Below are 13,391 nucleotides of genomic sequence, written 5' to 3'. Positions count from 1 at the left end.
TTTTTGATTTATTTAAAAAATATGAGGTGTTGTAGAAGTAATCAATTGATTAACCCCATTTCAGTGTATTGCTTTTATGGCATGCATCTTGCAGCTATTAAGTATAAAATGTGTAAGATTTCATTATTGGATAAACAACACGAATAATGTGTGTTTTTTAATAATGTTACAGTAATCTCTTTATGAATATAGATTCGTCTTATAGTAGATTTTATTACTGAGATGATAATGCAGTAGCGATTGCATTTTTATCGGCATTCGCCAATAAAAGTTTAGTATTGATAGTTAAATAAAAAATATTAAGAGAGTCGAACAGTGGACATCATACACTTTGCAACCAACCTCTTCTACGTCTTCTTGTTTTCGTTGGTTTTTATTTTCTTTGCCCGTATTGTTGCAATAAAAATCGGGTTAGTTGATAAACCTAACTTCAGAAAGAAACACGTAGGACTTATTCCTCTTGTTGGAGGAATATCCGTTTTCTTTGGGATCTGTTTTGCATTTTATATCACAGAGGAATACATCCCTCACAAGTGGTTATATATCTCGTGTGCTGGGTTATTAGTCTTTATCGGTGCATTGGATGACAGATTTGATATTAGCGTGAAATTAAGGGCTGGGGTTCAGGCGATTGTTGCTGTTGTGATGATGACTGCCGCAGGTCTCAAATTAGAATCATTAGGTCATGCCTTTGGGCCATGGGAGTTAGTGTTAGGGCCATTTGGTTATATTGTGACCTTATTTGCTGTCTGGGCTGCGATCAATGCCTTTAATATGGTTGATGGTATTGATGGACTACTTGGCGGGCTTTCTTCGGTTTCCTTTGGCGCATTAGGTTTCTTACTGTACAACAATGGCAATTATGCACTCGCATTTTGGTGTTTTGCTTTTATTGCAGCTATTCTTCCTTATATCCTTTTAAATCTTGGAGTGTTAGGTCGCCGGTTTAAAGTTTTTATGGGGGATGCGGGAAGTACTTTAATTGGGTTTACCATTATTTGGATTTTGGTCGCTTCGACACAGGAAGAGGTTCACCCAATCAACCCTGTCACCGCATTGTGGATTATCGCAATCCCACTCATGGACATGGTTGCGATAATGTATCGTCGAATTCGTAAAGGTATGAGTCCATTCTCGCCTGACCGTCAGCATATTCACCATTTAATTATGCGTTCTGGCTTTACACCGAAAGGGGCATTTGTACTGATTACATTGTCAGCTGCATTTTTAGCATGCATTGGTATTATTGGTGAACGCTTAACATTTGTGCCTGAATGGGTAATGTTGGCATTATTTTTGCTTGTATTTATGATGTATGGTTATTGCATCAAACGAGCTTGGAAAGTCGCCCGTTTTATCAAACGAGTTAGACGTAAAGCGCGTAGAGGTGCAGTACGGTAACGAAAAAACAAAAATAGAGGTTCTGTGCAGTGAATAACTCAGAAACACAACCGAGTCAGCATCAAACGCCAATAGAGCCAGAATTGGATATCCGTGGTTTATGCCGTTCTTTGTGGCAAGGAAAAATATGGATCGTTGCATTTGCTGTGATTTTTGCGGCAATTGCATTGGGTGCATCTTATTTCATGCAGCCCAAGTGGAGTGCAACAGCGATCACAGATTTGCCTACTGTGAATAATTTGGGAAGTTATTATTCTCAGCAACAGTTTCTGCGTAACCTTGATTCTCGTATTAATGTTACGGGGCAAGAAGGGCAGTTGCCGACAATTGCGAAAGAAGCTTATCAAGAGTTTACTAAGCAACTCGGCTCTTACGATACTCGCCGTCAATTTTGGTTGAGCACAGATTATTACAAACAGCGGTTAGAAAATGATCCAAAAGCGGATGCCGCCTTATTGGATGAACTCATTAATGATATTGAGTTTACACCCGCGGATGAAGTAAAAAATCTAACAGATAGCATTAAATTAGTGGCTGAAACATCAACAGATGCAAACCAGTTGTTACGTCAATACACGCAATTTGCGAATCAACGTGCAACGGCGAATCTGAATGATGAAATTAAAGGTACTTGGGCAACCAAAATGCAATCCATGAAAGCATTGGTTAAACGTGAAAACATGGTAGCAACAGCTGCTTATGAAAGACGTTTGAATGTGCTGGAACAAGCACTCAAAGTTGCTGAAAAACAAGGTATTGTGCGTAATCAAAGTACAACACCCGTAGATGAAATTCCTGATTCTAAAATGTTTATGTTAGGTGCCCCATTATTGCAGGCGCAAATTGAAACATTAAAAGCAACAGGCCCGGATCATGACTCAGATTATGACCAAAACATCGCAATGTTATCAACATTAAGCGTAGGGCCGACTCTCCAAGATAATTTTCAAGCTTACCGTTATTTGCGTACGCCTGAAGATCCAGTCAAACGCGATAGCCCGCGTCGAGCCTTTATGATGGTTCTATGGGGTGCTATAGGGGTGTTAGTGGGTGCCGGAGTGGTACTTTCTCGCCGTCGTCCATCTTGATTTTGGGATAAGCCACTGACATCTTCGTCAGTGGCTTGATAAAAGTCATTAAGATTAAATAAGCAGCACACTGCAAACGATAAATATAAGAGAGTCACTGTGAAAGTATTGACTGTATTTGGCACACGACCAGAAGCCATCAAAATGGCACCGTTGGTTCATGCACTGGCGAATGATGCTGATTTTGAAGCAAAAGTTTGTGTCACCGCACAGCATCGTGAAATGCTCGATCAAGTACTGAAACTATTTGAGATCACTCCAGATTACGACCTCAATATTATGAAGCCAGGGCAAGATTTAACCGATATTACCTGTCGTATCCTTGAAGGTTTGAAAAGTGTTTTTGCAGATTTTCAGCCTGATGTTGTCCTTGTTCATGGGGATACCGCAACCACCATGGCAACGAGCCTTGCTGCATTTTACCATCGTATTCCTGTTGGGCACGTTGAAGCTGGCTTACGTACAGGGAACTTATATTCCCCATGGCCTGAAGAAGCCAACCGCAAAATTGCAGGGCACTTAGCGATGTATCACTTCGCGCCAACGGAAAATTCACGCCAAAATCTGCTAAAAGAGTCTATTCCAGACAGCCATATTTTTGTGACAGGCAACAGCGTGATTGACGCGTTGTTATGGGTGCGAGACCGGGTCATGAGCGACCAGCACATGATGGAAAAATTGGGTGCAAACTACCCGTTTATTGACCCCAATAAGAAAATGATTTTAGTCACAGGCCACCGTCGTGAAAGCTTTGGTGGTGGTTTTGAGCGTATCTGCCACGCATTGGCGGAAATTGCACAGGCACACCCAGATGTACAGGTGGTTTACCCTGTGCACTTGAACCCGAATGTCAGTGAGCCTGTAAAACGTATTTTGCACGATATTGATAATATTATTTTAATTAGCCCTCAAGAATACCTTCCATTTGTCTACTTAATGAATCATGCCTATTTGATTCTGACAGATTCAGGGGGTATTCAAGAAGAAGCACCTTCTCTCGGCAAGCCTGTTCTGGTGATGAGAGATACCACTGAGCGACCTGAAGCGGTTGACGCGGGGACGGTTCGCTTAGTGGGAACAGATACACAAAAAATTGTTAACGAAGTTAATCGGTTACTGACAGATGATGCGGAATATCATGAAATGAGCCGCGCACATAACCCGTATGGGGATGGTCATGCTTGTCAGCGTATTCTTACAGCATTAAAAAGTAATCAGGTGAAATTATGAGTTTTGAAACTATTTCTGTTATTGGCCTTGGTTATATCGGTTTACCAACAGCAGCAGCCTTTGCATCACGTAAAAAACAGGTTGTCGGTGTAGATGTTAACCAACATGCGGTGGATACCATTAATCAGGGGAAAATCCACATTGTGGAACCTGAACTTGATATCGTGGTGAAAAAAGCCGTTGAAGAAGGCCATTTGAAAGCCTTTACAAAACCACAGCCAGCTGATGCTTATTTGATTGCTGTTCCAACGCCATTTAAAGGCGATCATGAACCCGATTTAGCGTACGTTCGTTCTGCGGCGGAGTCGATTGCGCCTGTACTGAAAAAAGGGGACTTAGTGATCCTTGAGTCTACCTCTCCAGTGGGTACGACAGAGCAAATGGCTCAGTGGATGGCGGAAGCGCGCCCAGATTTAACTTTCCCGCACCAAGCAGGCGAAGATGCAGACATCGATGTGGCTTATTGCCCTGAGCGTGTATTGCCGGGCCAAGTTATGGTCGAATTAATTAAAAATGACCGTGTAGTTGGCGGTATGACACCAAAATCTTCACTGCGTGCGAGTGAGCTATACAATATTTTCCTTGAAGGTGAATGTGTGATCACCAATTCAAGAACCGCAGAAATGTGCAAATTAACGGAAAACAGCTTCCGTGACGTTAATATCGCATTTGCCAACGAATTATCATTAATTTGTTCAGAGCAAGATATCAATGTGTGGGAGCTTATCAGCCTTGCAAACCGCCATCCGCGCGTGAATATTTTACAACCAGGCCCTGGCGTTGGTGGCCATTGTATCGCTGTTGACCCATGGTTTATTGTTGCTCAAAACCCGAAACAATCACGCTTGATCCACACTGCACGTTTAGTCAATGATGGCAAACCAATTTGGGTGGTTGACCAAGTAAAAGCCGCTGTTGCTGATTGCTTAGTGGAAACGGGCAAAAAAGCCAGCGAAGTCACCATTGCCTGTTTCGGCCTTTCGTTTAAACCGAACATTGATGATTTACGTGAAAGCCCAGCAATGCACATCACGAAAATGGTTGCGAATTGGAATCCGGGTAAAACTTACGCCGTTGAGCCACATATCGAAGAATTACCGACTTCATTGAAAGGTATTTCTGAGTTAGTTTCCATTGAAAAAGCCGTCAATGAAGCGGATGTGATCCTGATGTTAGTTGACCATAATGTCTTTAAAGGCATTCAAGGTTCAGCAATCCCACAAAAATGGGTTGTGGATACAAAAGGAGTTTGGCGTTGAAACGCATTCTAATCACCGGAGGTGCGGGTTTTATTGGCTCCGCAGTGGTTCGTCATATCATTGAGAACACGAGCGACAGTGCGATTGTGGTTGATTGCCTGACTTATGCTGGCAACCTTGAATCCCTTGCGCCAGTCGCGAGCAGCGAACGTTATGCGTTTGAGCAAGTCAATATCTGCGATCGACAAGCACTTGACCATGTTTTCTCGCAATATCAGCCTGATGCAGTTATGCATCTGGCAGCAGAAAGCCACGTTGACCGCTCTATTGATGGACCCGCTGCCTTTATTGAAACCAACATTGTGGGTACTTACACACTGTTAGAAGCTGCACGTCACTATTGGTCTGCGTTAGATGAAGGGAAAAAAGCCGCATTTCGTTTCCACCACATCTCGACAGACGAAGTGTACGGTGATTTAGATGGTCCAGAAGGCTTCTTTACAGAAACAACGTCTTATGCGCCAAGCAGCCCATACTCTGCCTCTAAAGCATCCAGCGACCACTTGGTGCGTGCATGGCAAAGAACCTATGGTTTGCCAACCATGATCACCAACTGCTCAAATAATTACGGGCCGTATCATTTCCCTGAGAAATTGATCCCCTTAATTATTTTAAATGCCTTGGCAGGCAAACCACTGCCAGTGTATGGCCAAGGTGAGCAAATTCGCGATTGGCTGTTTGTGGAAGACCATGCACGTGCTTTGCATCTGGTAGCAACAACGGCACAGGCTGGTACCACTTACAATATTGGTGGGCACAACGAACGTCGCAATATTGAGGTTGTTGAAACCATTTGTGAGCTGCTTGAAGAGTTACACCCGCAAAAACCACAAGGTGTGGCACATTACCGCGATTTAATTACCTATGTGAAAGACCGACCAGGTCATGACATGCGCTATGCCATTGATGCGGCAAAAATTGAGCGTGAATTGGGCTGGAAACCTGAAGAAACTTTCGAGTCTGGCATTCGTAAGACGGTCTTGTGGTATTTGAATAACGAAACGTGGTGGCGTCGTGTACAAGATGGCTCCTACGCAGGTGAACGCTTAGGCCTTGGCAATTAGGTGAAACCATGAAAGGTATTATTTTAGCAGGGGGATCGGGAACGCGTTTGCACCCAATTACCCGCGGTATTTCCAAACAATTGTTGCCTATCTATGATAAGCCAATGATTTACTACCCGCTTTCAGTTTTGATGTTAGCGGGCATTCGCGAAATTTTAATTATTTCAACGCCAGATGATTTACCAATGTTCAAACGCCTATTGGGTGATGGACATGAGTTCGGTATTGAACTGAGCTATGCAGAGCAGCCGTCACCTGATGGATTAGCCCAAGCCTTTATTATTGGCGAAGAATTTATCAATGGTGATAGCTGTTGTTTAGTCTTAGGGGACAACATCTTCTTTGGCCACTCGTTCAGCCCGAAATTGAAATCCGTTGCAGAGCGTACTCAAGGCGCGACGGTATTTGGCTATCAAGTGATGGATCCTGAGCGTTTCGGGGTGGTGGAATTTGATGATGATTTCAAAGCCTTATCCATCGAAGAAAAACCGACTAAACCGAAATCTAATTGGGCCGTCACAGGGTTATATTTTTATGACTCTCAAGTGGTTGAGTTTGCTAAGCAAGTTAAACCATCAGAGCGTGGGGAGTTAGAAATTACCTCCATCAACCAAATGTATTTAGAACGTGGATTGCTAAATGTTGAGCTCCTCGGTCGTGGCTTTGCTTGGTTAGATACTGGCACTCACGACAGCTTGATTGAAGCGGGCACATTCGTCCAAACCGTTGAAAAACGTCAAGGTTTTAAAGTTGCCTGCTTAGAAGAAATCGCATGGCGTAATGGCTGGTTAACGGATGAGCAAGTTGCGGAGTCTGCGCAGCAACTGAAAAAAACCGGTTATGGGCAATATTTAGAGGATTTACTCCGTGTCCGTCCGCGCCAGTATTGATGGATTACAGTGGGAGAGCGACTTTTTTCATCGCTCAACTGCAAAGTTAAATTTCTCGGGGGATAACCTCGAGACTATCCTTGCTTATCAAATGGATGCGTACGATATTACCCAAGCCAAGGTAGCCTCGTCTGAAACGCGGTTGATTGATGACTTAACCAGTATGGGTTTTTCATTTGTCGAAGGGGAAATGGACTTTGCTCTCACTATTGGCACAGAAAATGCTTATCTAAAGGCAGGTTTAACGGCGGTAGATAGCGTCGTTGCAGCACAAGTGGATGACGTCCCTTTGTTACAACAAGCTGCTGCCTCTGTCTTTAGTAATAGCCGCTTTCGTGCTCCTTGGTATCGTGAAGGGGATAGCGGGCGGTTTTACGCTTTGTGGATAGAAAAAGCCGTGCTGGGTACGTTTGACCATACTTGCTTGTTAGTCAAAGACGCCTCAGGCCGCATTTTAGGCTTTGTGAGTTTGCGCCATATTGACGATGATACTGCACGCATCGGGTTATTAGCAAAAATGCCTGAAGCGCAAGGGCAAGGGATTGGTCGCAAGTTGATGTCTGCGGCGTTCGACTGGTGTGTGCAACACCAAAAAAGACAGTTAAATGTTGCCACCCAAATGAGTAATGTTGCGGCATTAAATCTTTATTCACGTAGCGGTGCGGCGATTGCCAGTACCGCCTATTGGCTATACAGGGGACAACATGATTCCATTTAATAAACCACCCGTTGTAGGTACTGAATTAGAGTATATGAGACAAGCCATGGAAAGTGGCAAACTGTGTGGTGATGGTGGCTTCACTAAACGTTGTGAAGAGTGGATGGAAACGCGTTTTAACTGCCCAAAAGTACAGTTAACGCCATCTTGCACCGCATCATTAGAAATGGCGGCAATCCTGATTGATATTAAGCCTGGCGATGAAGTGATCATGCCAAGCTTTACCTTTGTATCAACCTCAAACGCATTTGTTCTGCGCGGTGCAAAAATTGTTTTTGTGGATATCCGCCCAGATACCATGAACATTGATGAAACTAAAATCGAAGCGGCGATCACCGAACGCACGCGTGCGATTGTGCCAGTTCACTACGCAGGTGTTGCGTGTGAAATGGACACCATCATGGATATTGCCAAAAAACATGATTTATTCGTCATTGAAGATGCAGCCCAAGGTGTGATGTCAACCTACAAAGGCAAGGCGTTAGGAACAATTGGCCACATTGGTTGCTACAGCTTCCATGAAACCAAAAACTACTCTTCTGGTGGGGAAGGTGGTGCGACCTTAATCAACGATAAAGACTTAATCAGCCGCGCTGAAGTCATTCGTGAAAAAGGCACAAACCGTACCCAGTTCTTCCGTGGGCAGGTGGATAAATACACGTGGCGTGACATTGGTTCAAGCTATCTATTATCTGACTTACAAGCGGCATACCTGTGGGCTCAACTGGAAGAAGCAGACAAAATTAACGAACGCCGTTTACTGCTGTGGAAACGTTACTACGAAGCATTGCAACCGCTGGTGGATGCAGGCCGTTTAGTGTTAGCGACTGTGCCTGAAGGCCTGGTTCAGAATGCCCACATGTTCTACATCAAATTGAAAGATGTGGAAGAACGCTCTGAATTCAATGAGTTTATGAAATCCCACGGTGTATTAACCGTATTCCACTATGTTGCACTGCATACAAGCCCGGCAGGAATTGAGTTTGGCCGCTTCCATGGTGAAGACAAATACACCACCAAAGAAAGTGACCGTCTGGTGCGTCTGCCGATGTTCTACAACATGACAGATGCAGAACAACAAACAGTTATCGAGCACATTAAGGCGTTCTTTGCCTAATGTCGTTAGCTAAAGCCTCTGTTTGGACAGCTGGGTCTACCCTGATTAAAATCGGGGCTGGCCTGCTTATCGTTAAATTACTGGCAATTGCATTTGGCCCGAGTGGCGTTGGGTTGGCGGGGAATTTCCGTCAATTGATCACTGTTCTTGGTGTGTTATCTGGCGCGGGGATTTTCAATGGTGTCACAAAATATGTGGCAGAGCACCATCAAGATCCAGTCAAACTTCGTGCTGTTTTAGGGACATCATCAACGCTAATTCTCGGCTTTTCAACGTTATTAGCCGTTATTTTCTTGCTATTTAGTGGCGCTATCAGTCAGGTATTGTTTGATAGCCCTGATTATGCCTCTGTGATTTATGCTGTGGCATTTATTCAGATGGGGATTGCATACGCAAACTACTTCTTAGCTATCTTAAAAGGTTATAGAGATGCATCAGGCAACGCTCAAGCTATCATTTTAGGGAGCTTAGTGGGTGTTGTTGCCTATTATTTGTGCTATACCTTGGGGGGATATGAAGGCGCGCTTGCAGGCTTAGCGCTTGTACCAGCCTTGGTTGTCCTGCCCGCCGGTTTGATGATTATTCGCCGCAAACAATTTGCATTGTCAATGCTGAAACCCGCTTGGGATAAAGCCATTGCAACGCACTTGGGTAAGTTTACCATCATGGCGTTGTTAACGTCGGTGACGTTGCCTGTCGCTTATATCATGATGCGAAACCTATTAGCAGAGCGTTATAGCTGGGACGATGTAGGGTTATGGGCTGGGGTGAGTACAATTTCAGATGCTTACTTGCAGTTTATTACTGCGTCATTTTCGGTGTATTTATTGCCGACACTTTCCCGTTTACAGCATAAAAGCGAAATTTCATCTGAAATTATTAAAGCCTTAAAATTTGTCTTACCTGCTGTTGCTGTCGCCAGTTTTATGGTGTGGCTCCTGCGTGATTTTGCCATTTGGCTGCTATTTTCTGAGAAATTTACAGGAATGCGGGACTTATTCGCTTGGCAGCTTGTGGGTGACGTACTGAAAGTTGGTGCATATGTGTTTGGTTATTTGGTAATAGCCAAAGCCGCATTGCGTTTTTATGTCCTAACAGAATTGAGTCAATTTGTGTTGCTGATGGGGTTTGCTCACTGGCTTATCCCTGAGCATGGCGCGGTTGGTGCGACACAGGCCTATATGGCCACTTATATCGTATACTTTACTTTATGTTGTTGCGTATTTTTGATTTACCGTAGGCGAGCATGACAACCTTAATACATGTACTGGGATCGAACCTCCCACATCATAACCAGACGGTTTTAACGTTTTTTAATGACGTTATTAGCCAAGAAATGGCACCGTCACAAAAACCGCATTTTATGGTCGTAAGCGATGATGCGGGGCTTGCTGACGCTTATCCGCAGCTCGAAATTGACGTTTTTGCAAATAAAAAATCCATCGCAAACAGTGTGATAAAACGGGCAAAAGCAGAGCGACGCACCCGTTTCTTCTTCCATGGGCAATTTAATGCACCAATTTGGCTGGCACTGTTATTTGGCCAAATCAAGACTCACCAGTTTTGGTGGCATATTTGGGGGGCAGACCTGTATGAAGAGTCTAGTTCACTGAAATTTAAGTTGTTCTATGTTTTACGTCGTTTGGCACAAAAAAAGGTGGGGCATGTTTGTGCCACGCGGGGCGATTTATGTTATTTCCACCAGTCGAATCCCAAAGTCCCCGCTTCTGTGCTGTATTTCCCAACACGAATGGACCCCGCTTTAACGGTAAGTGAACGTAAGCCACGTGAAGGTGAGCAGCTGACTATCCTGCTCGGTAACTCGGGCGACCGTTCTAATCGTCATGTAGAGGCTCTGGGGGCGATTAAACAGCAGTTTGGTGACAAGGCTCGTGTGATTATCCCAATGGGGTACCCAGCGAACAATCAAGTTTATATTCAACAAGTGGAAGAGGCGGCAAATAGCGCATTTTCAGCGGGCCAGGTCGAGATACTCAAAGAGCGTATGGCGTTCAGTGATTACCTTAACGTGTTGAAAACCTGTGATCTTGGTTATTTTATCTTTAACCGTCAGCAAGGGGTTGGTACCGTTTGCTTATTAATTCAATTCGGTATTCCGTTTGTGATCAGTCGCCAAAATACGTTTTGGCAGGACTTAACGGCGCAAAATGTGCCCGTATTTTTCTATGGTGATGAGTTAACAACCTCGCTGGTGGATGAAGCTCAGCGCCAAATGACGTTGTTGGATAAAGCCAATATTGAATTTTTTGCTCCAAACTTTACTGAGGGTTGGAAAGCTATCCTCAGTGTTGCGGAGGGGCGAGCATGACGCTAACGGAGTTAGGTGGCTTAGCGCTGGTCTACCTGATATCAATCATCTTTATTGGCACCTTGCTGTATAAAGAGTTTTTACGTGTTCGCTTTAACTTCAACATTTTCTTTTCAATGTTGTATTTATTGACGTTTTATTTTGGTTTTCCACTCACTTGTGCCTTAGTGTTCCAGTTTGATGTGGCAGTTGTGACAGCGGATTATCTTTTGTATGCGCAGCTTGCGGCAACCAGTTTTTATGCCATTTACTATGTAGCCTATAAAACGCGCTTATCCCGTCGAGTGGATACTTCACGGCGTGCGCTGTTTAGCATGAATAAAGTCGAAACCAACCTCACTTGCATGTTATTAATCGCTATCGCGGTAGTGACGGTGGGGATCTTCTTTATGCAGAACGGTTTTTTACTGTTTAAGTTGAAATCCTACAGTCAAATTTTCTCCAGCCAAGTATCAGGGGTCGCATTGAAGCGGTTTTTCTACTTCTTTATCCCTGCCATGTTGATTGTCTATTTTCTACGGCCAACGCAAAAACGCTGGATTTTCTTCCTTATCAGTACTGTAGCCTTTGGTTTTTTAACCTACGTTATCGTGGGCGGAACACGCGCGAATATCATCATCGCTTTTGCACTATTTTTATTTATCGGCATCGTCAGAGGCTGGATTACGCTATGGATGCTGGGTGCGGCTGGCGTCGCTAGTATTGTCGGGATGTTCTGGTTGGCATTAAAACGTTATGGGCTGGATGTAAGCGGTTCGGAGGCGTATTACACCTTCTTGTATCTGACCCGAGATACGTTCTCACCATGGGAAAATCTCGCCTTATTACTCAGTCATTATGATGAGATGGATTTCCAAGGGCTTGCGCCGATCATTCGTGATTTCTATGTGTTTATTCCGTCGTGGGTGTGGCCTGAGCGGCCAGATACTGTGCTGAACTCAGCGAACTATTTTACTTGGGAAGTGTTGAATAACCATTCTGGCTTAGCCATTTCCCCGACCTTGATTGGCTCATTAGTGGTGATGGGCGGGGTGATTTTCATTCCGCTTGGTGCAATCGCTGTAGGCTTGATTATTAAGTGGTTTGACTGGATCTATGGTATGAGCTTGCAAGAGCCAAACCGCTATAAAGCCGCAATTATGCAGGCATTTTGTTTCGGTGCGATTTTCAACATTATCGTATTAGCGCGGGAAGGCGTCGATTCTTTTGTCTCGCGGGTGGTTTTTTTCTGCTTAATTTTCGGGTTATGCCTGATTTTGGCAAAACTCCTGTATTGGTTATTTGAAAGTGCGGGGCTTATCCGCACAAAAACGGCTTCTTTCTTGAGAAGCCAACAACGTGAAAGTCGTTAAGGAAGCATCATGGAACCGTCATCAATTCAATCTTCATCTGTTCCTCAGTATTCGATTCGTGGACATAATATTTGGGGCTTTAAAGATATGGCCCATTTTTTGGATTATTTGTTTGCGAAGGGCGAAACCAAAACGGGAACTTTGGTCGCGATTAATGCGGAAAAAGTGATGATTGCGGAAAAAGACGCCGCGCTAAATACCTTATTAGGTCAAGCAGAATATCTATATGCCGACGGGATCAGCATTGTGCGTGCAATCCGCCGTAAGTACCCAGAAGCTCAGGTTTCCCGCGTTGCAGGTGCAGATTTATGGGAAGGGCTGATGGAAAGAGCAGGGCGTGAAGGTACGCCTGTGTTCTTGGTTGGTGGTAAGCCTGAAATTCTTGAACAAACCGAAAGTAAACTGCGCGCTCAGTGGAATGTGAACATTGTTGGCTCGCAAAATGGCTATTTTACCGCAGAAGACCGCGGCGCTTTATTTGAACGCATTCATGCAAGCGGTGCTAAAATTGTCACTGTTGCCATGGGGTCACCAAAACAAGAACTTTTTATGCGTGATTGCCGTGTTGTTCATCCAGACGCGCTGTATATGGGCGTTGGCGGAACTTACGATGTTTTTACAGGCCATGTGAAGCGCGCTCCAAAAGTGTGGCAAAACTTAGGGTTAGAATGGCTGTATCGCTTGTTATCCCAACCTTCACGTATCACTCGTCAGTTTAAGTTACTGAAGTTTTTAGGCTATTACTACGGTGGTAAGCTATAAGTTTGCTTCCAAGCAATGGCTGACGAATAAAGCGGGATAAAGGTTAACTTTTCCCGCTTTATTTTTGTTTGCTTATCACGTTATTTACCTTCCATACGGATTGCAGAATTATTCAACTGCGTATTCGCTGGTCTCTTTCCTCAAATATTTCTATAATTCATCAAAAATAAATGTAGATCAT

At 44.1% G+C, this 13,391-nt stretch carries 12 protein-coding genes; all 12 read left to right on the top strand.

Going from position 1 to position 13,391, the window contains the following annotated elements; all coding sequences use genetic code 11:
* Positions 1-315 precede the first annotated feature (315 nt).
* The 12 genes from wecA to wecG all read left to right on the top strand — a co-directional run bounded on the left by wecA (position 316) and on the right by wecG (position 13,210).
* Positions 316-1,401: a UDP-N-acetylglucosamine--undecaprenyl-phosphate N-acetylglucosaminephosphotransferase gene (wecA, locus tag ABWP91_RS16785; protein WP_353244193.1), complete on the top strand. Its 1,086-nt coding sequence runs from the start codon at positions 316-318 to the stop codon at positions 1,399-1,401.
* Between the two features lie 29 nt (positions 1,402-1,430).
* A complete protein-coding gene (gene wzzE, locus ABWP91_RS16780; RefSeq protein ID WP_353244192.1) occupies positions 1,431-2,489 on the top strand; it encodes an ECA polysaccharide chain length modulation protein in 1,059 nt (352 codons plus the stop codon).
* Between the two features lie 99 nt (positions 2,490-2,588).
* Positions 2,589-3,719: a non-hydrolyzing UDP-N-acetylglucosamine 2-epimerase gene (gene wecB, locus ABWP91_RS16775; RefSeq protein WP_273827726.1), complete on the top strand. Its 1,131-nt coding sequence runs from the start codon at positions 2,589-2,591 to the stop codon at positions 3,717-3,719.
* Complete coding sequence (wecC, locus tag ABWP91_RS16770) at positions 3,716-4,978, top strand: UDP-N-acetyl-D-mannosamine dehydrogenase (RefSeq protein ID WP_353244191.1); 1,263 nt, start codon at positions 3,716-3,718, stop codon at positions 4,976-4,978. Before wecB ends, wecC begins: the two co-directional genes overlap by 4 nt.
* Entirely contained in the window at positions 4,975-6,042 is a 1,068-nt protein-coding gene (gene rffG / locus ABWP91_RS16765) for a dTDP-glucose 4,6-dehydratase (protein ID WP_353244190.1), read from the top strand. Before wecC ends, rffG begins: the two co-directional genes overlap by 4 nt.
* 8 nt (positions 6,043-6,050) lie before the next feature.
* Entirely contained in the window at positions 6,051-6,932 is an 882-nt protein-coding gene (gene rfbA, locus ABWP91_RS16760; protein ID WP_353244189.1) for a glucose-1-phosphate thymidylyltransferase RfbA, read from the top strand.
* Complete coding sequence (gene rffC / locus ABWP91_RS16755) at positions 6,910-7,650, top strand: dTDP-4-amino-4,6-dideoxy-D-galactose acyltransferase (RefSeq protein WP_353244188.1); 741 nt, start codon at positions 6,910-6,912, stop codon at positions 7,648-7,650. The genes rfbA and rffC overlap by 23 nt, the downstream gene beginning before the upstream one ends.
* Complete coding sequence (rffA, locus tag ABWP91_RS16750) at positions 7,637-8,767, top strand: dTDP-4-amino-4,6-dideoxygalactose transaminase (protein WP_353244187.1); 1,131 nt, start codon at positions 7,637-7,639, stop codon at positions 8,765-8,767. The genes rffC and rffA overlap by 14 nt, the downstream gene beginning before the upstream one ends.
* Positions 8,767-10,017: a lipid III flippase WzxE gene (gene wzxE, locus ABWP91_RS16745; protein WP_219244965.1), complete on the top strand. Its 1,251-nt coding sequence runs from the start codon at positions 8,767-8,769 to the stop codon at positions 10,015-10,017. The genes rffA and wzxE overlap by 1 nt, the downstream gene beginning before the upstream one ends.
* Positions 10,014-11,096, top strand: coding sequence for a TDP-N-acetylfucosamine:lipid II N-acetylfucosaminyltransferase (locus tag ABWP91_RS16740; protein WP_353244186.1), 1,083 nt, complete (start codon positions 10,014-10,016; stop codon positions 11,094-11,096). Before wzxE ends, ABWP91_RS16740 begins: the two co-directional genes overlap by 4 nt.
* A complete protein-coding gene (wzyE, locus tag ABWP91_RS16735) occupies positions 11,093-12,448 on the top strand; it encodes an ECA oligosaccharide polymerase (protein WP_353244185.1) in 1,356 nt (451 codons plus the stop codon). The genes ABWP91_RS16740 and wzyE overlap by 4 nt, the downstream gene beginning before the upstream one ends.
* A 9-nt stretch (positions 12,449-12,457) precedes the next feature.
* On the top strand, positions 12,458-13,210 hold the full coding sequence (gene wecG / locus ABWP91_RS16730; protein ID WP_502935822.1) for a lipopolysaccharide N-acetylmannosaminouronosyltransferase: 753 nt from the start codon (positions 12,458-12,460) through the stop codon (positions 13,208-13,210).
* Positions 13,211-13,391: the final 181 nt, after the last annotated feature.

The organism is Providencia sp., from assembly GCF_040396775.1.
In the GTDB taxonomy this organism is placed as follows: Bacteria; Pseudomonadota; Gammaproteobacteria; order Enterobacterales; family Enterobacteriaceae; genus Providencia.
This window is presented reverse-complemented; position numbering and strand designations above follow the sequence as displayed.

What these genes read in the sequence shown, in the direction of transcription:
- wecC (WP_353244191.1), top strand. Translation starts at nt 3,716, where the DNA reads ATGAGTTTTGAAACTATTTCTGTTATTGGCCTTGGTTATATCGGTTTA.
- rfbA (WP_353244189.1), top strand. Translation starts at nt 6,051, where the DNA reads ATGAAAGGTATTATTTTAGCAGGGGGATCGGGAACGCGTTTGCACCCA.
- rffA (WP_353244187.1), top strand. Translation starts at nt 7,637, where the DNA reads ATGATTCCATTTAATAAACCACCCGTTGTAGGTACTGAATTAGAGTAT.
- wzxE (WP_219244965.1), top strand. Translation starts at nt 8,767, where the DNA reads ATGTCGTTAGCTAAAGCCTCTGTTTGGACAGCTGGGTCTACCCTGATT.
- ABWP91_RS16740 (WP_353244186.1), top strand. Translation starts at nt 10,014, where the DNA reads ATGACAACCTTAATACATGTACTGGGATCGAACCTCCCACATCATAAC.
- wzyE (WP_353244185.1), top strand. Translation starts at nt 11,093, where the DNA reads ATGACGCTAACGGAGTTAGGTGGCTTAGCGCTGGTCTACCTGATATCA.
- wecG (WP_502935822.1), top strand. Translation starts at nt 12,458, where the DNA reads ATGGAACCGTCATCAATTCAATCTTCATCTGTTCCTCAGTATTCGATT.